This window comes from Epilithonimonas sp. 33E (genome assembly GCF_059372615.1).
The window spans coordinates 2,822,134-2,848,169 of sequence record NZ_CM182009.1 but is presented as its reverse complement, the minus strand read 5'-3'; the positions used below and the strand labels follow the sequence as shown (position 1 = coordinate 2,848,169).

Here is a 26,036-nt window from a genome sequence, read left to right as displayed (position 1 = left end):
ATAAAAAAAAAATTGCAATGTTTTTATTTTTGAGCTGTGAATCTGATTTTGCATTGAAAATATTATTAATAATTCAGCTGATTTTCTGCAATTTTCAAAAAGCGCACCAAAATTTTAATTTTTGTTAAAAACTTAAATAACTGAATCAAAAACGTTAAATTCGCCGATATTTCATTTTCCGTATGAAGAATTGGACTTTTAAACGATGGAACACTATTCTTGGATGGGTAGTTTTTGTAATTGCATTTATCACATATTTATCAACCATAGAACCCAACTTCAGTTTTTGGGATTGTGGAGAATACATTTCTTCCGCTGTTAAATTGGAGGTTACACACGCACCGGGAGCTGCACTTTTCCAACTGGTTGGAGCCGTTGTTGCATTATTTGCTTTTGGTGACGGTCAGCATTATTCTTTGGTGATTAATGCGATGTCTGCGTTATTTAGTGCGTTTACAATTCTGTTTTTATTCTGGACGATTACCCATCTTGTAAGACGATTACTCAATAAAGAATTTGAAAATATTACAATTGCCGAAGAAATTGCAACCTTATTTGCAGGAGCAGTTGGTGCTTTATGTTTTACATTTTCGGATACATTTTGGTTTTCAGCGGTAGAAGGCGAGGTTTATGCAATGGCAAGTATGTTTATTGCATTGATTGTCTGGTTGATTACCAAATGGGAAAATGAATATCTGGAAAAAGATAATGAACGTTGGATTATCCTTTTGTTTTTCGTGATCGGTTTGTCTATCGGTGTACATATGATGTGTATGTTGGCATTGCCGGCAGTTTGCCTGATCTATTATACAAGAAATTATAAGTTCACCTGGAAATCTTTCCTTTGGGCTAATGGAATTACGCTGGTAATTCTGGCGATTGTCTTCAAGATTATTTTCCCTGTCATAATGACGTTATTCGGAAAATCTGAAATATTCTTTGTTAACGGACTAGGTCTGCCTTTTCACTCAGGGACAGTTTTCGCATTTGTTATTTTGTCAGTTCTTTGCTATTTATTCATTACTTATACAAGAAAAACCGGGAAATCATTGTATCAAACAGTTGCATTATCAGTTGTTTATATGATAATTGGATTTTCTTGCTGGCTGGTCATCCCGATCAGAGCTATTGCCAATCCACCGATGAACCTTAATGACCCTGACAACGCTTTGGGAATGCTGGATTACTATAACCGTGAACAATATGGTGACTGGCCAACGTTGTACGGACAAAATTATACCGCTTATCTAGATCCGAATGGAATCGAGAAAAATGAAGACGGAAGTTACAAAACTGAAAAAACAGGTGATACTTACGAGAAAGATGCTACAACTGGACAATATCGCAAAGTAGGAGAGAAGTTCAATTATGTTTACAGCAAAGAACACGTTGGTTTCTTGCCAAGAATGTTTAGTGAGGATAAATCAGTAATGCCGAATTACATCTCAATGTACGGTGCGCCGGATTTCACTTTCAATTATGGGAATGAGCAAATCTCCGAAAGTCCGGAAGCAAAACAATTCTTTGATGAACTTCGTCAAAAATATGAGAACGGAACCATCAAAATGGATGATTATCTGAAAGCGAAACAATTCGGAATTATCAATGTTCAGAAACCGACTTTAGCTCAGAATCTTGACTATTTCATCACATTCCAGAATTACTATTACTTCGGAAGATATTTGCTTTGGAATTTTGCAGGTCGCCAGAATGATGTCGAAGGGCATATGGAAAATACGAATGGAAACTTCATTACAGGGATTCCTTTCATCGATAATAATATTTGGGGCGACCAGAGCGAGATGCCTGCTAAATTCCAGAATGAAAGTACAGTGAAGTTCTTTATGCTTCCATTAATTTTGGGATTACTAGGATTTTTCTTTCAACTTAATAGAGATTTTGGAAGATTCTACGCGATATTATCTTTATTCATTTTAACAAGTGTCGGGATTGTATTTTACACAGGGATGAAGCCATTCGAACCTCGTGAAAGAGATTATGCGATGGTCGGTTCCTTCTACGCATTTGCGATTTGGATTGGATTAGGTGTCGCTGCAATCTATTGGTTGCTTCAGAAAAAAGTAAAAAGCAAATCAGCTCAGATTATTGTAGGCGTAGTTTTATTAGGAATTCCTTTTATGATGGGCTTTCAGAATTATAATGTTCACGACAGAAGTGGACGTTACACAGCTTACGATTACGCTTATTCAAGTTTAAAATCTTTACCGAAAGACGGCATAATGTTCGTTTATGGTGACAATGATACGTATCCAGTTTGGGCCATTCAGGAGACTGAGGAATTCCGTCCGGATGTAAAAGTGGTCAATTTCACATTGTTATCGACACCCTGGAACATTGACCAGGTTAAAAGAAGAACATATAATTCAATGCCGGTTCCTTCAACTTTAACTCATGAAGATTACCGCGAAGGTTCCAACGACCAGGTTTATATGATGACTAAAGATGATTGGTCTAATATTTTTGCGAATCTAAAAGACCAGGGTGTGCCAGATACAGAATTTGCGGCTTTCAGAAAATATCTGACCCAGGATTCGATTACGATGAAAGAGGCTATTAATTTCTTGAAAATGAAATCTCCTGCAAAAGATGAAATCGTTAAAATGATTTTTGGGGAAGAGCGTTATGAGAAATTCAACTTCCTTCCGGTTTCCAAATTTGTACTTCCGGTGAATGTGAATAATGCCATTAAATCAGGAATCATCACGCCAGCCGAAGCGCAAAAAGCAGAAAAACAAATCGTCATCGATTATAAAGGTTCTAGTATGTTCAAAAATAATATGATGATGCTGGATATCCTTGCGAACTTCGATTGGAAACGTCCGATCAACTTCTCAAGCGGTGGAATCTATGACGGAAGCAATCTATTCTTCCTGTCCAATTATCTTAAGTTTGATGGATTCAGTTACAGATTGGTTCCAATCAAAACGGAAGAATCTCCGGACGGCGAATTGGGAATGGTGAATGCTGACGAGCTTTACAACATTGTAAAAAATTACAGATGGGGTAATTTCAAGGATTTGAAAGTTCATTTTGATGAGACTTGTACACAGAATATTGTAAGCTACAGGTCATCTGCAAGCAGAGCTGCAGAAGCTTTGGTTCTGAAAGGCGAGAAGCAAAAAGCGATCGAAGTTCTAGATTTGGCAAGCAGAGAAATCCCGGTTTCCAAATACAATGACCCAAGGTCTTTGAGTTCTATTGTTTACGCCTATATCGTTGCCGGACAAGAGCAAAAAGGGCTAAAACTGGCAGAAGACCTTAAGAAAGGAATCTTCGAAGAGTATGATTATTACACCAGATTATCGCCGAAATTTCAGGTTTATGCAGCAAGACAAATGAAAACCAAACCGATGGAATATTCTTTGGTAGTTGGTGCGGTTTCTGATGCTTATAACAAAATCGGCCAGAAAGAAAAAGGCTATCAATATCTTATAAAATCTCTGAATGTCATTGATAAGAGATTCAATACATTCATCAAAGATTTGCAGGAGATGGGCAAAGAAAAGGCTTTCAAAAAAGCAGATGATGTCCAGAAAGTGACATCGTTCTATTCTTATCTTTTCGATATTATGAAAGATTACGATACGACTTATGAAGCTGAAAAGATGGACAACATCACGAAACAGCTGATGAAAGTCACCCAGTAGAATGTTATCTTCTCAAAATATATTAACCCTTTCAGAGTTCTAAAACTCTGAAAGGGTTTTGTTTAAATATTATCCATCAGTCAAAATTTTAAAATGTAATTTTGTCATCAACCATCAACTATCAACTATGATCAATTTCTGTGCTTTTCTCCGAGGTGTCAATGTCAAAGGAACTAATATGAAAATGGCAGATGTCTGCAAAGTCTTTTCGGATGCTGGCGTCCAAAATGTATCTTCGGTTTTGGCAAGCGGTAATATCCTGTTTCAATCAGATAAAAATTCGACGGAACTGAAGACAATTCTGGAAAAAGCAATGTCGGAACATTTCAATTACGAAGCTTTTCTCTTCATCAAAAATGAAAAAGAAATCAACGAAATCTTGAAAAATGACCCTTTTCCGCCAATAGAGAATTTCCACAATTACATTTTCCTCGGCTCAGAAAAAGTAGAAGAAACGTTATTAGAAGAATTCGAGAAATCAAGCAAATCAGAAGGCGAAAAAGGGAAAATCGTCAATAATATATTCTATTGGCAAGTTCCCAAAGGTCAGACTTTGGATTCCGATTTCGGTAAAGTTCTCGGGAAGAAAAGTCTGAAAGATAAAATGACGAGCAGGAATGTCAATACGTTTGAAAAGATTATGAAGAAATTCAATAAATAGATAATTTCAACCCTTTCGATAGTTTGGGTTGGAAAAGGTTTTCCTGCATTAATTCCGTATATTTGTATTCGATTTTCAGACAGAAAACAATCTGAAGTTTATAATTTAAAATCAAAAAAATGATACAATATTTAAATAACATTCATCACAAAGATTCCAGGAACTTTTTCCTGATTGCAGGACCTTGCGCGATCGAAGATGAAACAATGGCTTTGCAGATTGCAGAACATATCGTGAAGCTTTCTGACAAATACAATATTCCTTATATCTTCAAAGGTTCTTTCAGAAAGGCCAACAGAAGTCGTGTCGATTCTTTCACAGGAATTGGTGATGAGAAAGCTTTAAAGATTCTTAGAAAAGTAGGAGAGACCTTTAATATTCCTACAACAACAGATATTCATGAAAATGGTCATGCGGCTTTGGCTGCGGAATATGTAGATGTTTTACAAATCCCTGCTTTCCTGGTTAGACAAACCGATTTGTTGATTGCAGCAGCAGAAACAGGAAAAGCAGTGACACTTAAAAAAGGACAATTTCTTTCGCCAGAGTCAATGAAGTTTGCAGTTCAGAAAGTAAAGGATTCCAGAAACGATAAGACGGCCATCATTGAAAGAGGTAATTCTTTTGGTTACACAGATCTTGTAGTAGATTTCCGTGGAATCCCAACCATGAGAGAATATTCTCCGGTGATATTGGACGTAACGCACTCGCTTCAGCAACCGAATCAGAATTCCGGTGTTACGGGCGGAAGACCAGCGTTGATTGAAACCATTGCCAAAGCGGGAATTGCTGTTGGAGCAGACGGCTTGTTTATAGAGACACATCCTGATCCTTCTGTTGCAAAATCCGATGGCGCCAATATGCTAAAATTGGATTTACTGGACGGTTTACTCGGAAAATTAACAAGAATCCGAGAAGCGATACTATAAAAATAAAGTCCGGAATTGCCGGACTTTTTTATTAATTTCAGTTTTTCGTATAAGATTTACAAATATTCTTTCGTTCTTTGTATTAATTGCTATTTTTGTTGATTCAAGAATGCGTTAAAAATAAATTTAGATAAAAAACTACAGCTTTGAAAAATTATATCCTTTTAATTCTTTTCTTTCTGCCGGTACTGGCTTTTTCTCAAATCAATCTAAAAGTCCTTGACGAAGATGGAAAAACCGTTTCTGAAGCAGAAGTCACTTATAATAATCAAACTTACCAGACCGATAAAAACGGATTCATCAGGATTCCATTAGCAGATTCTGAACAGGAATTAAAGGTTCAAAAGGAAAACTTCAAAGGTTTTTCCAAGCTCATCAAAACATCGCCAAGATCACAATCGATCAATGTCCTTTTCCTGCCGGCGGTTAAGGAGAATGAGATTCAGGAAGTTGTTTTCCAGAAAAGAGCTAAAAATAAAACCAATGACCTGACATCCATAGAGATTTCTGCAAAAGAAGCTCAGACTGTAATTTCGTTAGGCGGCGGCGTGGAAAGCCTTATCAAAAGTTTACCTTCTGTAAACTCCAATGCGGAGCTGAGCTCCCAATATATGGTAAGAGGAGGGAACTATGATGAAAATTTGATTTATATTAATGATATTGAACTTTACAGACCATTTTTGGTTCGTAATTCTTTACAGGAAGGGATGAGTATCATTAATCCCGATATGGTTTCCACAATTAATTTCTCTGCTGGTGGCTTTGAACCAAGATATGGTGATAAAATGTCGTCTGCTCTTAATATCTATTACAGACAACCGGAAAAATTTGAACTTTCCGGAGAAGCGAGTTTAATTGGTGGGAGATTATCAACAGGATTTGCTTCAAAAGATAAAAAATTCTCAGGGATCATTTCCGGGAGATATAGAAATACTAATTTGGTTCTTAATACTTTGAATGAAGATACGGATTTCAATCCAAGATATTTTGATTTGCAGTCTTATCTTAATTATCAGTTTAATGACAAGTGGTCTTTATCGTTTTTAGGATATTTTGCAAAGAACGATTATGAGATGTATCCTAAGAAAAAAGAAGTAGATTTTGGAAGTCTTTTACAGCCATTGAAATTGACGGTTTTCTATAATGGGCAAGAAGATGACCAATATAAAAATATGATGGGAACTGTAAGTGTGAATTTTAAGCCAAGCAAAAAATGGCAGTTTACACTTGATAATTTTGCTTATCAAAACAGAGAGAGAGAATATTATTCCATAGCTTCGGGATATATTTTAGAAGCTTTTGATGAGGATGGAAATCCTGTTGCTGGCTATGACGCTGGCGGACAGATCGATCACGCCAGAAATGACTTATTAGTTAGAGTGGTTGGATCCCAGTTCAGAACTAAGTTTTCTCCGGACATCAATACGGATATCGAAGTTGGGGCAAAATTCGAGAGAGAAACGATAAAGGATTTTACTAATGAATGGCAATTTGTAGATTCTATTGGTTACAGTAATCCAAGAGATTTTGTGATTCCTGGACAATTAGACATATCCACACTTAATCTTAACTACCATATTGCCGGGCAAAATAATATTACACCAACAAGAATTTCAGCTTATGCTCAGTTTTCGAAAAAATTCTATTGGGGAAATAACAGAGTTTTTGTAAACGGAGGTGCGAGAATCCAGAACTGGAGCTTTAACAAGGAAACATTATTCAGTCCGAGAGCGCAGATTGCGGTCAAGCCAAACTGGGATATGGATATGTTGTTCAAGCTTGCGGGCGGAGTTTATTATCAGGCGCCATTTTATAAAGAAATTAAAGATTTGACGGGTGCTTTTAATTCGGATATTACAGCTCAGAAATCTTATCAGGTTATTTTATCCAATGATTACGAATTCCAAATTAAGGATAGGAAATTTAAGCTGACTTCAGAAGCATATTACAAAAAGATGGAAAATCTAATTCCGTATTATTTAGATAACGTGAGAGTTAGATATTCTGGAAAAAATAATTCCGAAGGTTATGCTTATGGTGTTGATGCAAGATTATTCGGGCAATTTGTTCCGGGTATTGATTCCTGGGTTTCTGCGAGTTATGCAAGAGTTTATGAGAATATCGAAGGAATGGGATATATTCCAAGACCAACTGACCAACGTTTCAAATTCTCTATGTTCTATCAGGATTATATGCCAAAGTTCCCAAGTATGAGAGTTAACCTGACTTTGACCTATGCAAGCGGATTACCGTCAGGAACACCTGTTTTATTTGATTCTAATGGTTTGCCGGATTATCTGGCGGCTTATCGTTATCAGAAAACGTTGCCGGCTTATAAGAGAGTGGATATCGGTTTGACAAAAGTTTTCATTGATCAAAAAGATAATAAAGCCAGCGGAACTTTCTGGAGAAATTTTAAAGAGCTAACTTTAGGCGTTCAGATTTTCAACGCATTTAATATCAATAACACGATTGCCAATCAATGGATCAGTGATGTTAATTCTTCTCCGCACGTCTATTATCCGGTTCCGGTAAGATTGACAGGGAGATTCTTTAACGTTTCAGTGAATTTCAAACTGTAATTATCAAAAGCAAATCCTATGAAAAGATCAGAAAACCTTTCAGAATTAAGCAATGAGCAAGTGTTGAAGAATCTGAAGATCGCAAGAACAGTTTTGATATCTTTTTCTGTCATCTTTTTCATCATGATTATAACCTGCGTTTATATTAGCATTACTCAGGGTTTTGGAGTGTTTACATTTTTACCGTTAGCATTTTTACCGGTTTTGATTGCCAATATTATGAGCCATGGAAAAGTAAAAGAAGAAGCTAAATCAAGAAATCTGATAAAGTAATTCTTCTTAATAATAAATAAAAGCTTCCAATTTTTGGAAGCTTTTTATTTTTAAAAATAAGATCTGATGAATCTCAGTTTGTGTGTGTGTCTGTTTTGGTCTTTGTTGAAAATGCCTGATGAATCCAAGCTGTCAATTCTTACCTTTCCGTGCGCGTGGATGATTTTCTGGTCTGCTAGGATAAAACCAACGTGAATAATCCTTCCTTCCGAATTTTCAAAAAATGCCAAATCGCCAGGCTTTGCTTCTTCTATGAAAGTCAAAACATCTCCTAGCTCGGCCTGCTGATAAGTATCTCTCGGGATTTTGATACCGTGGATTTTGTAAACAATTTGCGTAAAACCACTGCAATCGATTCCGAAAAAGCTTTTGCCGCCCCAGAGATAGGGAACATTCAGGAATTCCTTGGCGCAGTTGACAATGCTTTCGCTGAGATCGTGGCCACGTGTTGGCGAAGTGGTTTCAAAATTGACTTCAGAACCCATTGATAAAAGCACTTTTCCACTTTCTGTCATTGTAGATTGGAAAGATTCTTTCACAAGGTTTGTTTTTCTTGATGCTAAAAATTCATCAGAAACCGGTGAAATTTGTTTTGTGTCCATCCACGCTTCATAATTGTCGTAATGGGTTTTGATTTTGGTCCAGTTATCTTTTACTTCCAAAATATCAGCAGATTCACCATAAAGAAGTTGTGATACAATTTCGCTTTTGTCGGAACTGTCTGCTCTCAGCGGAGCGATGGAAACATTGCAAATGCCTTTATTCATTTCAATCAATTATGAATTTAAAAATACGAATTATTTCTTTCTTATCAAGTGTAATCCGTCCCGCAAAGGTAAGATTAGATTTTCGAAATCAGGATCTTCGGTAATGATTTTATTCACGAGTTTGATTTGTTCGGTTTGCTTGTCTTTCGGATTATTTTCGAGCACTTTTCCGTACCAAAGAACATTATCAATAAGAATGATACTTCCGGAACGGAGATTAGGTTTGATGAGCATTAAATATTCCAAATAGCTTTCCTTGTCTGCATCAATGAAAATCAAATCCCAAACTTTATCCAGTTTTTTGATTTCTTCTTTCGCATCACCGATGATGAATTCGATTTGGTTTTTATAATCACTTTCTGCAAAATATTTTTGAGGAATGTAAGCCAGATCTTCATTTTTATCAATCGTGTAGATTTTCCCGTCTTTTGGTAATCCTTCTGCAATACTCAGAGCTGCATAGCCGGTAAATGTTCCGATTTCCAAAACATATTTTGGCTGGACAATATGTGACAAAATGCTTAACAAACGGCCTTGCAGATAACCGGAGATCATATGTGGCTGAGTGGTTTTCTGATAAGTTTCCTTTCTTAATTTTTTTAAAATGACAGGCTCTTCGGAAGCGTTGTCTTCCAGATATCGATCCATCTCTTTGTCCAATTCTTCAAAATAACTCATTGATCAAGGATTAAGGTTCAAATTTAGTAAACAAAAAAACCTTGCCAAAATCTGACAAGGTTTATTTTATATTTCTAAGAATTGTATTATTTCTTAACTGGAGCAATGTCCATGAGCTTCATGAACTCATCCAGTTTCGGCATAATGATAATCTCTGTTCTTCGGTTTTCAGATCTTCCGGAAACTGATGCGTTAGTTGTCTTAGGATTATATTCTGATCTACCTCCTGCAGTTATTCTGTTAGGATTCACACCAAACTGATTTTGTAGAACTTTTGCAACGGCAGTCGCTCTAAGAGCAGAAAGATCCCAGTTGTCTCTTGGCGCATTGGCACTGTTCAATGGCGTATTATCCGTGTTACCTTCGATCAACACACTGTAAGTATCGTAATCGTTGATAACTTTAGCCACTTTAGCAAGAACATCCGCAGCGGCTGGCTGAATATCATATTTTCCAACCTGATAAAGCATCTTATCCGATAATGAAATCAATACTACACCTTTCAGAACTTTTACATCTACATCCTGGTCTGCGACGTTATCAAGGGAACGTTTCAATTTATTAGATAAAGCAATGTTCAAACTGTCATTTCTACTTTTCCCGGAAATTAATTGCTTGATGTAAGCATTAGAAGCGTTGATTTCTCCAACCAGTTTATCAATATTTGCAGAACCTTTCCCTGCATTGGATAGACAGGCATCCAAGCTGGATTTTAATGCATTGTTTTGTCCTAAAAGTAAATCGTTCTGACCTTTTAGTGATGAGTTTTCACCTTTTAGATCCTGGATCTGGCGCATTCTTTCACCAGCATCTTCAACACATTGTTTGTAATTGAGATTAAGGGCATCGAACTGTTTTTTGCTGACGCAAGACGCAAGGGAAAGCCCCAGTGCTGTGATGGTCAAAATCTTAAATAATTTCATAGTATAATGATTTTAATCGTTTCAAAAGTAAGAATTAATAACTGTATATTTGTGGTTATAACTTAATATTTCGTTATAAATTTGTGTTAAGTCTCTTAAAATTTCAAAACGCTATTGAGCGATTACTTTCAAACTCGCAACAAAAAACATACCTTTTAGCGGTAAGTGGAGGAGTGGACTCTATGGTTTTGGCTGATTTATTTCAGGTTTCGGGTTTTGATTTTCATGTTGCACATATCAACTATCATCTCCGTAATGAGGATTCTAACCTGGATCAACAGTTGGTTTCCGATTTTTGTGAAAAACATAAAATTCCTTTTCATTTATATGAAATTTCTCAAAAGGATATTCAGCCGGAAAACTCGATCCAAAATTGGGCGAGAGAACTGCGATACCAGTTTTTCAGAGAGATTCAGAAAAAAGAAAATCTGGAATTTTTAGTTACAGCGCATCATCTGAATGACCAGTTGGAAACTTTTATCATCAACCTTTCCAAAGCATCGGGAATCCGTGGTTTGAGCGGAATTCCGCAAAATGAAAACGGAATCATTCGTCCTCTTCTTGGTTTTTCTAAGGATGAAATTTATGATTTTGCAGGAGAGAATCAAATCAAATACCGTGAAGATAAGTCCAATCAAAAAATGGATTATCTGAGAAATAAAATCCGTCACAATATCGTTACTGAATTGGAGAAAGTCAATCCGGATTTTCTGACCAATTTTTCAAGAAGTATCAATTATATTAATCAAGCTAAGAGTTTCATTGATCAATCAATTGATGAAAAAAATGAAAAATTAAAGTTAAATTCTGCTGAAGATCAAATAATTATTGATAAACAAAAATTCTCAGAAGAATCTGAGTTGATTCGATACGAGATTTTAAAAAGATTCGGTTTTAATGACGAAAACGAAATGCAAAAGTTTCTGACATCTCAAACCGGAAGTTCTTTTTTCAATTCTGAATTTCAATTGGTAGTTAATAGGAATGAGTTGATTTTTAATAAGAATTTAGAAGTTGGAAATGAGAAATTAGAAGAAATAAAGCTTGAAATTATTGATAACAAAATCATTATTCCTGAAAATATTAAAAATGAAATCCAGGAATTTGGTCATTGTTTTTGGAAAATTGATAATAAGACAGTTAAAAAGCCTTTGAAATTACGAAGAAAACATGAAGGCGATTTGTTTTTTCCTATCGGAATGATTGGCAAAAAGAAAATTTCGAAGTTTTTTAAAGATGAAAAATTGTCTATTTTAGCGAAGCAAAAAATCTGGCTTCTTTGTGATACGAATGACCAAGTTTTAGGTGTTTTGCCTTTTCGTCAGGACAGAAGATTTTCATCTCAAAAATCCGATTATCTTGAACTTGAAATTTAACTGCAAAGACTGCGGAGATTTCACAAAGGTCACAAATTGTGTTTCTTGTGAAAAAACTTTGTGACCTTTGTGGTGAGAAAAATAAAATTTAATATCAAAAAATGAAAGATTTAAAATTAGTGTTATCCACACTTTTTCTATTAATAATAACCCTATTCAATGCACAGATAAAAAATCCGGTTAAGTTCAAGTTCGATATTAATGCTGTTGGGAAAGACGAATATGAAGCTGTTTTGACAGGAACAATTGAAGATAACTGGCACGTTTATTCTCAGGATTTGCCACCTGATTCCGGAATCCCAACGGAATTTAAAATCACTTCAAAACAAGGAATCCAACTGATTGGTAAAGTTCAGGAAATAGGAAAAAAACATGATGAATTTTCGGAAGCTTTTGGTGCTCAGATTGTTTATTATTCAAACAAAGTCGTTTTCAAGCAAAAATTCAAACCAAAAGATGCGGCTAAATCGGCGACAATTACCGCTGAAATAATGTATCAGACTTGTAATGACCGTGTTTGTTTGGCGCCAAATACATTAGAATTTGAAAAACAAATTGAAGGCAGTAAAACAACCGTTGCTTCTGACGAAAATGTTGGTAAAACAAAAGACACTGTTTATGAGGTTGCTCCGTCCGGAAAAGTCGGAACAGTTCTGAAACCGACAAATGTTGCAACGCCTACTGTTGCAAAACAAGACGGTTTGAAGGTCAATTCTTTGGATTTCAAAAACCCTTTGACCAATTGTGGAACTGCTCAGCAAAAACCGGCTAACGATAATTGGCTCGTTCTCGGATTAGGATTTTTAGGCGGACTGATTGCATTGCTTACGCCGTGTGTTTTCCCAATGATTCCGTTGACGGTTTCATTTTTCACAAAAGGAAACAAAGACAAAGCAAAAGGAAAGCGTGATGCCTTTATTTACGGATTTTTCATTTTGTTGATTTTCGTTTTATTGAGTATTCCATTTCATATTATTGATGGAATTTCGGGGAATATTTTCAATCAAATTTCGACCAATATCTGGCTGAATTTATTCTTCTTCGCTATATTTTTATTTTTTGCTCTTAGCTTTTTCGGCTATTATGAAATTGTTTTGCCAAGCTGGATTGCCAATAAATCTTCCAAAGCTGAAGAAGCGGGCGGAATCATTGGGATTTTCTTTATGGCATTGACTTTAGTGATCGTTTCATTCTCTTGTACAGGCCCGATTTTAGGGAGCTTATTAGGTGGTGTTGTAGCTGGAGCGACCAATGTTCCAACATTGTTGACGTTCGCTTTGGCTGGTTTCGGATTGGCTTGGGCATTGGTTTTCGGATTGTTGGCACTGTTCCCGCAAGCACTTCAAAGTTTACCAAAATCAGGCGGTTGGATGAACACGGTGAAAGTTGTTCTTGGATTTGTCGAATTGGCTTTGGCGTTGAAATTCTTATCCAAAGCAGATTTGGTTTCCAAAACTTTCTTGCTGAAAAGAGAATTATTCATCGTGCTTTGGATTATCATTGCGATTGGATTAGTGGTTTATTTATTTGGGAAAATCAGATTTCCGCACGATGATAAGAATCCGAAAATCAGTTTAGGAAGAAGAATTCTTGGGGGTTTCGGGATTGTATTCATCGCATATTTGATTCAGGGATTGATTCCTTCGGAAAAACCAAAATTACAATTGCTAAGTGGGATTTTACCGCCGTTGAATGTTAGTTATTTTCATAAAGAAGAAGATGGAATTCTTGGTTTGAAGCCTTATCACAATTACTTCGAAGCCATAGAAGTGGCGAAAAAAGAGAACAAACCCGTTTTAATAGATTTCACAGGTTATGGTTGCGAAAACTGCCGTAAAATGGAAGAGTTTGTTTGGAGCCAGGAAGATATTTTACCAATGATCCAAAATGATGTGATTCTGGCTTCTGTTTATGTGGATGATAAAGAAGAATTGCCGGAAAATGAGCAAATCAAAATCGATATGGGCGAAGGCCAAATGAAGAAAGTAAAGACGATTGGCGATAAATGGAGTTTGTTTCAACAAGTTAATTTCAATAATAATTCTCAACCGCATTATGTATTGGTAACACCAGACCAAAAGATGATTAATTCTCCGGTTTCAGGATATATGCCAAAAGAGGACTTTAAAAAGTTCCTGAAATGTGGAATTGATTATTTTAAGAATAAATAATTGTGGTTTTCAGAGAAGCTAATATCAGCGATATTTCACAAATGCAGATTGTCCGCAATTCTGTGAAGGAAAATCAATTATCAAGTCCGGATGTTGTCAAAGATAAAGATTATGAAATCTATTTAACAGACAACGGAAAAGGCTGGGTTTGTGAAATTGAAAATGAAATTGTCGGATTTGCCATCGTAGATTTGGTTGAAAATAACGTTTGGGCATTATTTGTAAAACCAGAATTTGAAGATCAGGGTATTGGAAAACAATTGCATAACCAGATGCTGAATTGGTATTTTAAACAAACCAAAAATCCTGTATGGCTTGGAACAGCACCTGGTACAAGAGCCGCACAATTCTATCGGTTTTCAGGTTGGGAGGAAATTGGAACGCGCGGAAAAGAAATCAAATTCCAGATGACTTTTGAGAATTGGCAGAATTTGTAATTCGATAAATAGTATTTTTGTATTAAAATTAAAAATTAGGTATATAATTTGTATTTTGAAATCCATAATGATGACAAATCATTATGGATTTTTATTTTTTATTACTAACTATTAAAATTGAAGCTATGGCAGAAGTACAAATTAAAGAGCAATCTAACGGAAAAACTCAGAACAAGAAACCAATTCGTGTGGATATGACGCCAATGGTAGATTTGGGATTTTTATTGATTACATTTTTTATGTTCACAACCAATTTCTCAAAACCAAACGCCATTAATTTTTCCAACCCTCCGAAAAATCCAACGGATATAGAAACACACGTTGATATTAGAAATTCAATAACATTTATTCTTGGTAGAGATGGAAGGGTTTTCTACTATCAGGCAGAGAAAAATGATTTGAATGACAATAGTCTTACAGAAGTTTCATTTGATAAAGCTCAGGTGGCGAAAACCATCGAAGCAGCAAAAGCGAACGCTCCTAAAAAAGAAAACTTTACAATTATTATAAAACCCGCTGACGATTCGCAGTACAAAACAATGGTGGACATGTTGGACGAAATGACCATTACAAAATCTGAAAAGTACGGCATTGCTGAAATGAATGATAAAGAAAAAGAACTGTACGAAAAGAAAGTGCAGTAACCGGGCAAGCTCCGTAGGAGCGAAATGTTTGTTTGCAGAAATTCAAATCAAAGTCCGTAGGAGTGACTTATAACCTTTCTGAATTAATTTTTAGAAAGGTTTTTCATTTAATTTAATTATTTTCGTAAGGAAAATAGAAACTATGAGAAAACTGATTCCTGTTATTGTTGTACTGTCTGTCATTTCCTGTAAAAAATCCGAAGAAATTACAGATCGGAAAGTTGACAGTGCGAAAATCATCGATTCAATCAATGCGGTGAGAACGAAAATCAATGACAGTATTAGAATCAGTCGCGGTTACAAAAATCTGGAAGGCACGCATATTCTCACACACGATATGATTTCCGGCAATGGTAAAATAAGTTTTACAAAAACAGGCCAGGACGAATATAAAATATCAGGTGAAAATAAAAGAGGCCGCGATTTTCTGAAAATTGAAGGAACTGCAAGAATGACTTCACCAAAAAATCTTAAATTCGACGGAACCATTACGCAAAGTATTTCAGACTATGATGAGGGGAAATTGGATATAAGAAAAGGCAAGAAAAATTTCTCAACAAAAGACGGCGGGAAAACGTTTAAGCTTTATGAATCCGTCAATAATGCTGGATTTGCTGACAAAATAATTATTAAAATGTAAATGATGCTCAACTACGAAATAGAAGGTGACGGCAATGAAAATCTTGTTCTTCTTCATGGATTTATGGAGAATCTGTCGATTTGGGACAGCATGATTCCGTTTTTGTCTGAGAGATTCAGGCTGGTAAAAATTGATTTGCCGGGATTTGGAAAGTCAGAAGTTGTTGCAGAAGTCCAAACTTCCGAGATAATGGCGGACGAAGTCAAAAAAGTAACGGATAAGTTAGGTTTGACAGAATTCCATTTGCTTGGACATTCGATGGGCGGTTATATTTCTTTAGCTTTTGCAGAAAAATATCCGGAATTACTGAAATCATTCACTTTGTTTTTTTCTACTTATTTTGCCGATGACGAGACCAAAAAAGAAACCCGTAGAAAGGGTTTGAGAATCATCAAAGAAAATCTTCGGGCTTTTGTCAATGCCGGCGTTCCCAATCTTTTCAATCCCAATGAGCACGATGTTTTGGAATCTAAAATCAAACTGGCAAAAGAAATTGCTTACACATCATCTGTTGACGGTGTTTTGGCATCACAGAAAGGCATGATAGAACGTGCCGACAGAACCTCGGTTTTAGAACAATTTGAAGGGAAAATTCTGGTTTTGTCAGGCAAGCATGATTCTGCGGTCAATTCGGAAAAAACCATTAAGAATCTCCCTGAAAGAACCAATATCAAATCTTACGTTCTGGATTGCGGACACAATGGACATTGGGAAAAGCCTGAGATTTGTGCTTCTGTTATCAATACGGAATTACTGCATCATTTACCAAAAAATCTTGTTTTTTAAAATGGAAATTATATCAAAAATCCTTGTTGCAATCGTTGCTCTGGAGCATCTTTACATTCTTTATATGGAAATGTTCGCATGGGAAACATTAGGTAAAAAAACATTCAAAGGGTCGTTACCGGACGAGATGTTTAAACCGACAAAAAAACTTGCAGCCAACCAAGGTCTGTATAACGGATTTCTTTCTGCAGGGCTCATCTGGAGTTTCTTTATTTGCGATTCGATCTGGGCGAAAAATGTTGCAATTTTCTTTTTAGGCTGTATTATTGCGGCAGGAATTTACGGCGCATTGTCCGCTTCGAAGAAGATATTTTTTGTGCAGGCGTTGCCCGCGATTATCGCATTGCTTTTCGTTTTGTTGAGATAGGTTGCCACAAAAGTTACAAAGATTATTATTGTTTCAAATAAATTCGTTTTTCAGACTTAATGGAAGTCGATTTCTTTTAGGACTTTGTGATTAATATTAGAAATCCTCTTCTTCAACTCTTTCTTTGAAATCTTCAATAGTATCTTCGATAGCTTTGAAATATTTTCCGCCAGAGGCATTGATGTGTCCGCCACCATTGAAATATTTTCTTGCAAACTGATTCGTATCAACATTGTCTTTGGAACGGAAAGAGATTTTGATAAAATCTTCATAAAGGTCTTCCATAAAAAAAACGGCCATTTTGGTTCCGGCAAGACTCAGCCCATAGTTTACGAAACCTTCCGTATCGCCTTTATCAAAACCAAATTCTTTCAGTTCTGAACGCTTTAGCCAAAGAATAGCGACTTTTCCATCTTTTACCAATTCTATTCTGCCAAGAACCAAAGAAAGAAGATGTAACCTGGAAATGGTATTGGTGTCCCAAGTATTGGAAGTGATGATAGCGGGATCAGCACCCTTTTCTATAAGATCAGCAACAATTCTGTGTGTTGTGGCACTTGTGGAACGGAATCTGAAGCCTCCAGTATCGGTCATTATCCCAGTATAAAGACACTGTGCGATATCAACATTCACCAATTTTTCATCTTGATTGGCCTGGATAAAATGATAAACCATTTGGCATGTTGCAGGAACTGTGGTGTCAGAATAAACGTAATCAAACTGTTCCGGCATCTGGTGATGGTCAATCAGTATTTTTTTAGCACGTGATTTTGTAACCCAATCGCCAAGAATCCCAATTCTGGAGGGTGAGTTAAAATCCAGACAAAAAATAACGTCAGCATTATAGATGGCTTCACCAGCTACTTTTCTTTTATATTCCCCGATAACAATTTTTTTTGCTTCCGGCATCCATTTCAGGAATTTCGGAAAATCGTTGGGTGTGATTACGATCGCTTCAATCCCTTTTGTTTTCAGATAATGTTTAAGTCCCAAAGAAGAGCCGATCGCATCGCCGTCAGGATTTTGATGAGTTACGATGACGACGTTGTTTTTCGGGATAAGAAGATTGTTGATTTCTGAGATTTCTTTGGCTGTAAACATTAATGTCTTTTTGAGAATAAAGTTTCAAAGATAATGAAATTAAAACCAAAGTTTCACTTGGGTATATTAATCAAAAAAAATCGATTCAATTTTGAACCGATTTTTTTGATTTTTTAAAATTATTTTTTGATAATCTTCTGTACAGATTGCCCGTCGACTTTTAAATAATATATTCCGGACGCTAAATTTTTGATATTAATCTCAGTTTTATCCGATTTAATATTAGAAATTGTTCTAATCAATTTTCCTGAACTGTCTGTCAATTCTAATGATGAATTGGGTTTCAACTTTTCAATTTTTATAACATCAGATGATGGATTCGGATAAACTGAAATCTTTGATTTTGCAGCTTCGGAAGTTGCTAATGCTTTTTTAGTATATGTTGCTGTGTCGCCGTTATACTTTGTAATTACTAATGTCTCATTTCCATTGGATATAGCATAAGAATAGGGATTGATTCTGCCATCTGTTCCGCTGAAAAAATTACCAAAATATAATCCATCAAAGTTATTGATTTCCTGATCAAAACTGTCAGCAAGAGTTATAGCCAGGTTCAATACGCGAAATCTATTATCAGAATAAAACCCAACGCTTCCGCTACCAGCGTTGAAATAACTAGTTATGATATCTCCATTTGAGGAAATTGTCGTATTATTTCCTGCCCAGTGTGTCGGCTTATAATAATTAACTGATGCAATTTTGAGAGAAGAAATATTCCATACAGTATTTGTAAGGTCTGTTGGAGGTGTATAAAAGCTGTATGAGATATAATCCCCAGAGATATTGGTCAGTTTAAGCTTATAACCGTAAGAAACTGTTTCTATATTATAACTGATTTTGTTATTTGCCGAAGCATTTTTTGTAAAGAATAAAGAATAATTGTCATTCAATTCATTAGATTGACAATTCGAAGAAGATGTTTTAGCTTCCGTAATAACAAAATCATTCGAACTACTGCTGAAATTAACCTTTCCAAAATTCTCCGAACATATCGTACTGATGTAATTAAATAAAAAATCCGAATGAAAAGTTATAAAATAAGCATATTGATCATTAGAAATGTCTTTGTTTGATCCATTGACATTCACTTGTTCAATTTTCCAATTTTTATTGAACAGTAAAGAATTTTGGGCAGAACTTAAAATTCCTAAAATACCAAGAAATAAAATGTAGAGTTTTTTCATACGTTATAAGTTTATAATTAGGATTTAAAGTTATAAAAAAATCCTGATATTTTTTTGTAAAGTGTTGATATATTCCATGTTGTAAATTCTTAAACTCTTACTTCAAAATTTCCGTACCTTTGTACATTATTCAATATATTCAAAAAAATAATGCATACAGCAGGATTCGTAAACATTGTCGGTAAACCCAATGCAGGAAAATCTACACTTCTCAATCAATTGATGGGAGAGAAGCTGGCAATTGTGACCCAAAAAGCACAAACAACACGTCACAGGATTTTCGGGATATACAATGAGGAAGATTTGCAGATTGTTTTTTCCGATACACCCGGGGTTTTGGATCCGAAATATAATCTGCAGGAAAAAATGATGGATTTTGTAAAAGATTCTTTACAGGATGCTGATGTTTTTTTATTCATTGTAGATGTGACCGACAAAGAAGAACCGTCGGAATTTTTAATAGATAAACTTAACAAGATCCCGGTTCCGGTATTATTACTTCTGAATAAAGTAGATCAGACCAATCAGGAAGGTTTGGAAAAGCTGGTGGACGAATGGCATAACAGAATTCCGAAAGCCGAAATTTTACCAATTTCTGCTCTCAATGCCTTTAATACGGATATTATTCTTCCGAAACTGAAATCTTTGTTGCCGGAAAATCCTCCATATTACGATAAAGATCAGTTTACGGACAAACCGGAACGTTTCTTTGTCAACGAAGCTATTCGTGAAAAAATTCTTTTGAATTATGAGAAAGAAATTCCTTATTCTGTAGAAGTTGTTACAGAGATGTTCAAGGAAAAAGAAGGAATTATTTTTATTGATTCCATAATCTACGTGGAACGCGATACCCAAAAAGGTATTATCATTGGACACAAAGGTGAAGCCATTAAAAAGGTGGGAACAGAAGCACGTGTTGACCTGGAGAAATTCTTCAACAAAAAAATACACCTTAATCTCTTTGTAAAAGTCAAAAAAGACTGGCGAAAAAATGACAGAGATCTTAAGAATTTCGGTTACAGATAAAATCCTTTATTATAAAGGATTTTTTTATTTCGATATGTTGTAAGAACATGGTTTAATCAAACCATTGGGCGATATAATCTTTAATAATGATCCAAAAGTTTTTTCCCAGAAAATAGATCAAAGTAGAAGTGATAATCCCTTTTACAGTAAAAAAAATAATACCACCGATACCAAATTTTTTCACCAGGCTTTTCCACTTGGACGATTTATTTTCAGATTTTTGAGTGGTCTCATTATTTTCCATCCCGATTTATTTTTTCAAAAATAAGAAAAATTGTGCAATTTAGATTTATTCAAAATAAGTAAAACTGTATTTTATAAATAATTAACAAATATTTCAATTGCCAATAATTAGACGTGTTCTCTATTTCGTTTTCAAACATAAAAGTAAATTAAAAGTTTTTTGAATAACAATTAAAGCGCCAAAATTATTCAAGCCAATGATTTTCAGTATTTTTTATTTATTTACTAACGATTGTTAGTTTTTGATTTTGCTGGTCAAAATATATTTTTATCTTTAGACACTTTAAAAATAAAAAACTTTATGTCCTCAATTTCAATATCAGAAAACCTGAAAAGACTGGGAATTTCGACAGAAAATAACGGAACTTCTACAGGTTTGGATTTCTTTTCTTCCGGTAAAGCAATAGAAAGTTATTCACCGGTAGACGGTAATCTTATCGCTTCGGTAAAAACATCAGATAAACAAGACTACGAGAAAGTTGTAGCAAAAGCAGAACAGGCTTATTTGGAATTCAGAAAAATTCCTGCACCAAAAAGAGGAGACCTGGTTCGCCAATTTGGTAATAAGCTTAGAGAATACAAAGAGGATCTTGGAAAATTGGTTTCCTATGAGATGGGGAAATCTCTTCAGGAAGGTCTGGGAGAAGTTCAGGAGATGATCGATATTTGCGATTTCGCAGTTGGTTTGTCCCGACAGCTTCATGGTTACACGATGCATTCCGAAAGGCCCGGACACAGGATGTATGAGCAATACCATCCACTGGGAATTGTTGGGGTGATCTCGGCTTTCAACTTTCCTGTTGCAGTCTGGAGCTGGAATGCTGCTCTGGCTTGGATTTGCGGAAATGTAGTGATTTGGAAACCATCAGAAAAAACACCGCTTTGCGCAATCGCTTGTCAGAATATCTTTAATGAAGTAGCAAAAGAAAATGATCTTCCCGAAGGAATTTCAAACTTAGTAATTGCTGATCATGAGATTGGAGATCAATTAGTTAATGATAAAAAAATCGCATTGGTATCCTTTACCGGTTCCACAAGAGTTGGAAGAATTGTTGGGAAAAATGTTGCTGAACGGTTTGGAAAATCGATTTTGGAATTAGGTGGAAACAACGCTATTATTATTACAGAAAATGCAGACATCAATATGTCGATTATCGGTGCCGTTTTCGGAGCTGTTGGAACAGCGGGCCAAAGATGTACTTCTACAAGACGTCTTATCATCCACGAATCTGTTTATGATGAGGTTAAAAACCGATTGGTTAAAGCTTACGGACAGCTGAAAATCGGGAATCCATTGGACGAAACTAATCATGTTGGTCCGCTGATTGACAAAGCTGCGGTAAAACAATACCAGGATTCTATCGAAAAATGCAAAGCAGAAGGCGGAAATTTCATCGTTGAGGGTGGTGTTTTGGAAGGTGATAATTACAACTCTGGCTGTTATGTAAAGCCTTGTATTGCTGAGGTTGAGAATAGCTACGAAATTGTTCAGCACGAGACATTTGCGCCAATTCTTTACTTGATCAAGTATAAAACGTTGGATGAAGCCATTGCGATCCAGAATGATGTTCCGCAAGGTCTGAGTTCTGCAATTATGACCCAAAACCTACGAGAAGCGGAATTATTCCTTTCTCACGCTGGTTCTGACTGTGGAATAGCTAATGTTAATATCGGAACTTCCGGAGCTGAAATTGGCGGTGCGTTTGGTGGCGAAAAAGAAACTGGGGGCGGACGGGAATCTGGTTCGGATGTCTGGAAATATTATATGAGAAGACAAACAAACACAATCAATTACACAACTAATTTACCTTTAGCTCAAGGGATTAAGTTTGACTTATAAAAAACAATATGATAACAACTACAGAAAATAAAGTAAAAGAAACATTAGGTAAACATATTCTTGCAGATGGTTTTGATTTCGTAATGGATTATGAAGCATCTCAGGGCTCTTACATTGTTGACAAGCTGACAGGAAAAAAATATCTTGATATGTTCTCCATGTTCGCATCAGCATCTGTCGGATACAATCATCCTTATATTGCAGAAAAGGCCAATTGGCTTGGAAAAATGGCAATTTATAAACCGACTTTAAGTGATGTTTATCTTCAGGAATATGCAGACTTTATGGAAGTTTTTTCCAGAGTTGCAATTCCGAAAGAACTGCCTTATTGCTTTTTCATAGAAGGCGGTGCTTTGGCAGTTGAAAATGCTTTGAAAACAGCTTTTGACTGGAAAACCAGAAAAAATTGGCAAAAAGATATAGATAAAGAAGCGGGAATTGCGATTCATTTTAAACAATCCTTTCATGGAAGAAGCGGTTATACCTTGTCTTTAACCAATACTTCCGATCCAAGAAAGTATCAATATTTTCCAAAGTTCAATTGGCCAAGAATCACCAATCCAAAACTGAACTTCCCAATTACGGAGGAAAATCTGGAAGAAACAATCAAACACGAACAGTTAGCTTTGTTGCATATTCAGGAAGCGATCTTATCTCATCCGGATGAGGTGGCCTGTGTGATTATCGAGCCGATCCAGGCTGAAGGCGGCGACAACCATTTCAGAAACGAATTCTTTACAGAACTGAGACGTATCTGTGATGAAAATGAAATCCTTTTGATCCTGGACGAAGTACAAACAGGAATAGGAATGACTGGAAAAATGTGGGCGTTCCAACACTTGGATATTATTCCAGATGTAATCACTTTTGGTAAAAAAGCACAAGTTTGCGGAATCCTGGCAAATAAAGAAAAACTGGACGAAGTAGAACATCATGTTTTCAAGGAAAGTTCAAGAATCAATTCTACTTTTGGAGGTAATTTTATCGATATGCTACGTTTCCAATTGGTTTTGGAAATCATTGAAAATGAAAATCTGGTTGAGAATTCCAGAGTTGTGGGAGAATTCCTTTTGAACGGATTAAAGAAATTGGAACAAAAGTTTCCGGATCACATCTCTGCTGCAAGAGGAAAGGGATTGATGTGTGCATTTGATCTTAAAGACGGTGAAAGCAGGGAATGGTTAAGAAGCAAACTTTACGATGAAGGAATTATCATCTTAACCTGTGGAGATCAGTCACTTAGGTTTCGTCCACATCTTAATGTAACAAAAGAAGAAATTCAGGTCATTTTAGATAAAATAAATTCAATATTTGAGGATTTAATATAAAGAATTTCGGATTATGATATTTTTTTCGTAAATTGCTTTGCTTAAAAAATCAAAATCTGAAAATCTATGGATGCAACAACAAGAGTCGCTGTGTATGAAAGCAGCAGCCCACAGGAGATCCAGCTCATCAAATCTAAGCTGGAAGATGCAGGAATAAAATGTGATGTTGAGAATTCTTATCTTAGTTTTCTTTCGACTCCCACTGCAACCAATACTTTTATTAAAGTTGATATCAGGGATGAAAAAAAATCCTTTGACATCATCGATGAATATTTAAAATCAAACCAAAATTGATTTCATATTTTTAAATTTTACGTTTTACAGAAATCGGGTCCAAATTTATTTGAGCCCGATTTTTTTATTTTTATTAAATTTTTTTAGAAAATGTTCAGACAAAATCCTTATCATTGCAATACCAATTGGGGGATTAGCTCATTTGGCTAGAGCGTTAGACTGGCAGTCTAAAGGTGACGGGTTCGATCCCCGTATTCTCCACAAGCAATATGTCCAATCAATCTTCTGACTTTCAGGAGATTGATTTTTTTATTTTGGCAAAAAATTTGATGTGTAAAACATAAGATAATCAAGTTCATAGAACCTGATTATTGATTAAAGGGGGCACTCGTTGCCCTCTTAATTTTTTGAAATAATTAGTCAAATTGATAATTTAGCCTGAGAAGTTTTTATAAGCTTCTCTTTTTCTTTGTGAAAATTCTGTGTTTTTTAGCTTAAATGCTTGTTTAGAAAAATAATCTAAGCTATTTTTGTGTAGATAACAGAGAAAAATTCTTATTGAGAAACAATTACTATTTAAATTTGATTAGATGAAACAATCTGTACTGGTAATTATATTTTCAATTATTCTGGTTTCTTGCGGTGCTTCAAAGCCTGTAAAAAAATACACCTACAAAAGGCCAACAACCACAACCAAGACCAGCAATCTTAAAAAACTAAATTCCACTTATTCTGGCTCAGTTTCCGGCAAAAGAGCCTCTGTTATCAGTGATGCGGAAAACTATTTGGGAACACCTTACAAGTATGCCGGTAATACAAAAGCCGGTTTTGATTGTTCCGGTTTGGTTTGCAAAGTTTTTGACGAGAACGATATGAAAATGCCCAGACGTTCTCAGGATCAGGGAAAAGCAGGCGTTTCCATAGATATCTCAAAAGTCAAACCCGGAGATCTGTTATTTTTTGCAACAGCAGGCGGTTCAGCAGTTACCCATGTCGGTATTGTTCATGACGTGATGAATACTGGCGAGGTGACATTCATCCATTCTTCTACAACCAAAGGCGTTATAATTTCGTCCCTTAACGAAGCTTATTGGAATAAAGCTTTTCTTTTTGCAAGAAGTGTTCTATAATTTATTATTTTTGTCGGGAGATATGTAATGATGAGGTTCAATAATTTTTTATTGGACTTTTTTGTTGGAATGCTGGGTGATAAATTTTATGGCAGCTTTATCCGCCCTCCGTTCCCGCTTTTTTCTTTTTTTTTGTAAAGAAAAAGAGCTCCACTCAGGTCGGGCTGCGTGCAATTCGTTGTTATTAATCTCATCATTAGAATAAAATTTAATTAAAAAAATAAAAATGTCTTTACAGGAAAAAATCGAAAAAGCTTGGGATAACCGCGAACTATTGAAAGAAGAAGAATATCAGAATGCTGTAAGAGAAGTAGTTGCAAAGCTGGATTCAGGAGAGCTGAGAACAGCTGAGCCAACGGAAAACGGGTGGCAAATTAACGAATGGGTAAAGAAAGGTGTGGTAATGTATTTCCCGATCCAGACAATGGAAACCATAGAAGTTGGTCCTTTCGAATTCCATGATAAAATTCCTTTGAAGAAAAACTATGCTGAAAAAGGCGTAAGAGTAGTTCCGCATGCGATTGCAAGACACGGAAGTTTTGTTGCAAGCGGGGTGATTATGATGCCTTCTTATGTTAACATTGGAGCTTATGTGGATTCCGGGACAATGGTTGATACGTGGGCAACTGTAGGAAGCTGCGCTCAGATTGGTAAAAATGTTCACCTGAGTGGAGGTGTAGGAATTGGAGGCGTTTTGGAACCATTGCAAGCGGCTCCGGTTATTATTGAAGATGATGCATTCATCGGTTCGCGTTGTATCGTGGTAGAAGGCGTTCGTGTTGGCAAAGAAGCAGTTTTGGGCGCAAATGTATGTTTGACAATGTCTACCAAAATTATTGATGTAACTGGTGACAAACCTGTTGAAATGAAAGGTTATGTGCCAGAGCGTTCTGTTGTGATTCCGGGAAGTTATACCAAACAATTTCCTTCCGGAGAATATCAGGTGCCTTGTGCTTTGATCATCGGTAAAAGAAAAGAATCTACAGATAAGAAAACATCCTTGAATGATGCGCTGAGGGAAAATAATGTTGCGGTTTAGGATTTAGAA

24 protein-coding genes and 1 tRNA gene are annotated in these 26,036 nt (G+C 35.8%); 19 read left to right on the top strand and 6 right to left on the bottom strand.

The window, feature by feature from the left end; genetic code table 11:
• Nucleotides 1-182: 182 nt before the first annotated feature.
• The 5 genes from AC5P2S_RS13055 to AC5P2S_RS13035 all read left to right on the top strand — a co-directional run bounded on the left by AC5P2S_RS13055 (nt 183) and on the right by AC5P2S_RS13035 (nt 8,113).
• Nucleotides 183-3,668 (top strand): glycosyltransferase family 117 protein, encoded by a 3,486-nt coding sequence (locus AC5P2S_RS13055; protein ID WP_494555161.1) that lies wholly within the window; start codon nt 183-185, stop codon nt 3,666-3,668.
• Nucleotides 3,669-3,795: 127 nt separating this feature from the next.
• A complete protein-coding gene (locus AC5P2S_RS13050; RefSeq protein ID WP_494555160.1) occupies nt 3,796-4,329 on the top strand; it encodes a DUF1697 domain-containing protein in 534 nt (177 codons plus the stop codon).
• Between the two features lie 119 nt (nt 4,330-4,448).
• Nucleotides 4,449-5,258, top strand: coding sequence for a 3-deoxy-8-phosphooctulonate synthase (kdsA, locus tag AC5P2S_RS13045; RefSeq protein WP_494555159.1), 810 nt, complete (start codon nt 4,449-4,451; stop codon nt 5,256-5,258).
• A gap of 374 nt (nt 5,259-5,632) precedes the next feature.
• On the top strand, nt 5,633-7,840 hold the full coding sequence (locus AC5P2S_RS13040) for a TonB-dependent receptor plug domain-containing protein (RefSeq protein ID WP_494557033.1): 2,208 nt from the start codon (nt 5,633-5,635) through the stop codon (nt 7,838-7,840).
• Nucleotides 7,841-7,858: 18 nt separating this feature from the next.
• Entirely contained in the window at nt 7,859-8,113 is a 255-nt protein-coding gene (locus AC5P2S_RS13035; RefSeq protein WP_283416637.1) for a hypothetical protein, read from the top strand.
• A gap of 50 nt (nt 8,114-8,163) precedes the next feature.
• On the opposite strand, the gene AC5P2S_RS13030 is transcribed toward AC5P2S_RS13035, so the two are convergent.
• The 3 genes from AC5P2S_RS13030 to AC5P2S_RS13020 form a co-directional block, all read right to left on the bottom strand.
• A complete protein-coding gene (locus AC5P2S_RS13030; protein WP_494555158.1) occupies nt 8,164-8,880 on the bottom strand; it encodes a C40 family peptidase in 717 nt (238 codons plus the stop codon).
• 30 nt (nt 8,881-8,910) lie between these two features.
• Nucleotides 8,911-9,558 (bottom strand): O-methyltransferase, encoded by a 648-nt coding sequence (locus AC5P2S_RS13025; protein WP_494555157.1) that lies wholly within the window; start codon nt 9,556-9,558, stop codon nt 8,911-8,913.
• An 86-nt stretch (nt 9,559-9,644) separates the two neighbouring features.
• Nucleotides 9,645-10,481, bottom strand: coding sequence for an OmpA/MotB family protein (locus AC5P2S_RS13020; RefSeq protein WP_283416640.1), 837 nt, complete (start codon nt 10,479-10,481; stop codon nt 9,645-9,647).
• An 83-nt stretch (nt 10,482-10,564) separates the two neighbouring features.
• Between AC5P2S_RS13020 and tilS the strand changes: the two genes are divergently transcribed.
• The 7 genes from tilS (at nt 10,565) to AC5P2S_RS12985 (ending at nt 16,902) form a co-directional block, all read left to right on the top strand.
• Nucleotides 10,565-11,857: a tRNA lysidine(34) synthetase TilS gene (tilS, locus tag AC5P2S_RS13015; RefSeq protein WP_494555156.1), complete on the top strand. Its 1,293-nt coding sequence runs from the start codon at nt 10,565-10,567 to the stop codon at nt 11,855-11,857.
• Between the two features lie 101 nt (nt 11,858-11,958).
• Nucleotides 11,959-14,028: a protein-disulfide reductase DsbD family protein gene (locus tag AC5P2S_RS13010; RefSeq protein WP_494555155.1), complete on the top strand. Its 2,070-nt coding sequence runs from the start codon at nt 11,959-11,961 to the stop codon at nt 14,026-14,028.
• Nucleotides 14,029-14,030: 2 nt separating this feature from the next.
• Complete coding sequence (locus tag AC5P2S_RS13005) at nt 14,031-14,465, top strand: GNAT family N-acetyltransferase (RefSeq protein WP_494555154.1); 435 nt, start codon at nt 14,031-14,033, stop codon at nt 14,463-14,465.
• A 125-nt stretch (nt 14,466-14,590) separates the two neighbouring features.
• Nucleotides 14,591-15,109 carry an ExbD/TolR family protein gene (locus AC5P2S_RS13000; RefSeq protein ID WP_494555153.1) on the top strand — a complete coding sequence of 173 codons (519 nt, stop codon included), beginning with the start codon at nt 14,591-14,593 and terminating at the stop codon, nt 15,107-15,109.
• A 142-nt stretch (nt 15,110-15,251) separates the two neighbouring features.
• The gene (locus AC5P2S_RS12995) at nt 15,252-15,749 is read left to right on the top strand and encodes a hypothetical protein (RefSeq protein ID WP_494555152.1); all 498 of its coding nucleotides are present in this window, start codon (nt 15,252-15,254) and stop codon (nt 15,747-15,749) included.
• A gap of 3 nt (nt 15,750-15,752) precedes the next feature.
• On the top strand, nt 15,753-16,535 hold the full coding sequence (locus AC5P2S_RS12990; protein ID WP_494555151.1) for an alpha/beta fold hydrolase: 783 nt from the start codon (nt 15,753-15,755) through the stop codon (nt 16,533-16,535).
• A gap of 1 nt (nt 16,536) precedes the next feature.
• Nucleotides 16,537-16,902 (top strand): DUF1304 domain-containing protein, encoded by a 366-nt coding sequence (locus tag AC5P2S_RS12985; protein ID WP_283416646.1) that lies wholly within the window; start codon nt 16,537-16,539, stop codon nt 16,900-16,902.
• 96 nt (nt 16,903-16,998) lie between these two features.
• On the opposite strand, the gene AC5P2S_RS12980 is transcribed toward AC5P2S_RS12985, so the two are convergent.
• Together AC5P2S_RS12980 and AC5P2S_RS12975 are read right to left on the bottom strand one after the other, a co-directional pair.
• Nucleotides 16,999-18,003 (bottom strand): DHH family phosphoesterase, encoded by a 1,005-nt coding sequence (locus AC5P2S_RS12980; protein WP_494555150.1) that lies wholly within the window; start codon nt 18,001-18,003, stop codon nt 16,999-17,001.
• 119 nt (nt 18,004-18,122) lie between these two features.
• Nucleotides 18,123-19,187, bottom strand: a complete 1,065-nt coding sequence (locus tag AC5P2S_RS12975; protein WP_494555149.1) for a T9SS type A sorting domain-containing protein — start codon at nt 19,185-19,187, stop codon at nt 18,123-18,125.
• 150 nt (nt 19,188-19,337) lie between these two features.
• On the opposite strand from AC5P2S_RS12975, the gene era reads away from it, so the two are divergent.
• Entirely contained in the window at nt 19,338-20,213 is an 876-nt protein-coding gene (gene era / locus AC5P2S_RS12970) for a GTPase Era (protein WP_283416649.1), read from the top strand.
• 52 nt (nt 20,214-20,265) lie between these two features.
• Here the strand turns inward: era and AC5P2S_RS12965 are convergent, their stop codons facing one another.
• The gene (locus AC5P2S_RS12965) at nt 20,266-20,457 is read right to left on the bottom strand and encodes a hypothetical protein (protein WP_283416650.1); all 192 of its coding nucleotides are present in this window, start codon (nt 20,455-20,457) and stop codon (nt 20,266-20,268) included.
• 300 nt (nt 20,458-20,757) lie between these two features.
• Here AC5P2S_RS12965 and amaB point away from each other — a divergent pair, with 300 nt between their 5' ends.
• The 6 genes from amaB to AC5P2S_RS12935 all read left to right on the top strand — a co-directional run bounded on the left by amaB (nt 20,758) and on the right by AC5P2S_RS12935 (nt 26,027).
• Entirely contained in the window at nt 20,758-22,296 is a 1,539-nt protein-coding gene (amaB, locus tag AC5P2S_RS12960; RefSeq protein ID WP_283416651.1) for an L-piperidine-6-carboxylate dehydrogenase, read from the top strand.
• A gap of 8 nt (nt 22,297-22,304) precedes the next feature.
• Nucleotides 22,305-23,624, top strand: coding sequence for an L-lysine 6-transaminase (lat, locus tag AC5P2S_RS12955; RefSeq protein ID WP_494555148.1), 1,320 nt, complete (start codon nt 22,305-22,307; stop codon nt 23,622-23,624).
• Between the two features lie 66 nt (nt 23,625-23,690).
• A complete protein-coding gene (locus tag AC5P2S_RS12950) occupies nt 23,691-23,918 on the top strand; it encodes a putative signal transducing protein (protein WP_283416653.1) in 228 nt (75 codons plus the stop codon).
• A 127-nt stretch (nt 23,919-24,045) separates the two neighbouring features.
• Nucleotides 24,046-24,119, top strand: a tRNA-Ala gene (locus AC5P2S_RS12945).
• A 329-nt stretch (nt 24,120-24,448) separates the two neighbouring features.
• Nucleotides 24,449-24,988 (top strand): C40 family peptidase, encoded by a 540-nt coding sequence (locus tag AC5P2S_RS12940; protein WP_494555147.1) that lies wholly within the window; start codon nt 24,449-24,451, stop codon nt 24,986-24,988.
• Nucleotides 24,989-25,214: 226 nt separating this feature from the next.
• The gene (locus AC5P2S_RS12935; RefSeq protein ID WP_494555146.1) at nt 25,215-26,027 is read left to right on the top strand and encodes a 2,3,4,5-tetrahydropyridine-2,6-dicarboxylate N-succinyltransferase; all 813 of its coding nucleotides are present in this window, start codon (nt 25,215-25,217) and stop codon (nt 26,025-26,027) included.
• The last annotated feature ends 9 nt before the right edge of the window (nt 26,028-26,036 follow it).

Coding starts and splice junctions, on each gene's coding strand:
- AC5P2S_RS13055 (WP_494555161.1), top strand. CDS start 183: ATGAAGAATTGGACTTTTAAACGATGGAACACTATTCTTGGATGGGTA.
- AC5P2S_RS13050 (WP_494555160.1), top strand. CDS start 3,796: ATGATCAATTTCTGTGCTTTTCTCCGAGGTGTCAATGTCAAAGGAACT.
- kdsA (WP_494555159.1), top strand. CDS start 4,449: ATGATACAATATTTAAATAACATTCATCACAAAGATTCCAGGAACTTT.
- AC5P2S_RS13035 (WP_283416637.1), top strand. CDS start 7,859: ATGAAAAGATCAGAAAACCTTTCAGAATTAAGCAATGAGCAAGTGTTG.
- AC5P2S_RS13030 (WP_494555158.1), bottom strand. CDS start 8,880: ATGAATAAAGGCATTTGCAATGTTTCCATCGCTCCGCTGAGAGCAGAC.
- AC5P2S_RS13025 (WP_494555157.1), bottom strand. CDS start 9,558: ATGAGTTATTTTGAAGAATTGGACAAAGAGATGGATCGATATCTGGAA.
- AC5P2S_RS13020 (WP_283416640.1), bottom strand. CDS start 10,481: ATGAAATTATTTAAGATTTTGACCATCACAGCACTGGGGCTTTCCCTT.
- AC5P2S_RS13010 (WP_494555155.1), top strand. CDS start 11,959: ATGAAAGATTTAAAATTAGTGTTATCCACACTTTTTCTATTAATAATA.
- AC5P2S_RS13000 (WP_494555153.1), top strand. CDS start 14,591: ATGGCAGAAGTACAAATTAAAGAGCAATCTAACGGAAAAACTCAGAAC.
- AC5P2S_RS12995 (WP_494555152.1), top strand. CDS start 15,252: ATGAGAAAACTGATTCCTGTTATTGTTGTACTGTCTGTCATTTCCTGT.
- AC5P2S_RS12990 (WP_494555151.1), top strand. CDS start 15,753: ATGCTCAACTACGAAATAGAAGGTGACGGCAATGAAAATCTTGTTCTT.
- AC5P2S_RS12985 (WP_283416646.1), top strand. CDS start 16,537: ATGGAAATTATATCAAAAATCCTTGTTGCAATCGTTGCTCTGGAGCAT.
- AC5P2S_RS12980 (WP_494555150.1), bottom strand. CDS start 18,003: ATGTTTACAGCCAAAGAAATCTCAGAAATCAACAATCTTCTTATCCCG.
- AC5P2S_RS12975 (WP_494555149.1), bottom strand. CDS start 19,187: ATGAAAAAACTCTACATTTTATTTCTTGGTATTTTAGGAATTTTAAGT.
- era (WP_283416649.1), top strand. CDS start 19,338: ATGCATACAGCAGGATTCGTAAACATTGTCGGTAAACCCAATGCAGGA.
- AC5P2S_RS12965 (WP_283416650.1), bottom strand. CDS start 20,457: ATGGAAAATAATGAGACCACTCAAAAATCTGAAAATAAATCGTCCAAG.
- amaB (WP_283416651.1), top strand. CDS start 20,758: ATGTCCTCAATTTCAATATCAGAAAACCTGAAAAGACTGGGAATTTCG.
- lat (WP_494555148.1), top strand. CDS start 22,305: ATGATAACAACTACAGAAAATAAAGTAAAAGAAACATTAGGTAAACAT.
- AC5P2S_RS12950 (WP_283416653.1), top strand. CDS start 23,691: ATGGATGCAACAACAAGAGTCGCTGTGTATGAAAGCAGCAGCCCACAG.
- AC5P2S_RS12940 (WP_494555147.1), top strand. CDS start 24,449: ATGAAACAATCTGTACTGGTAATTATATTTTCAATTATTCTGGTTTCT.
- AC5P2S_RS12935 (WP_494555146.1), top strand. CDS start 25,215: ATGTCTTTACAGGAAAAAATCGAAAAAGCTTGGGATAACCGCGAACTA.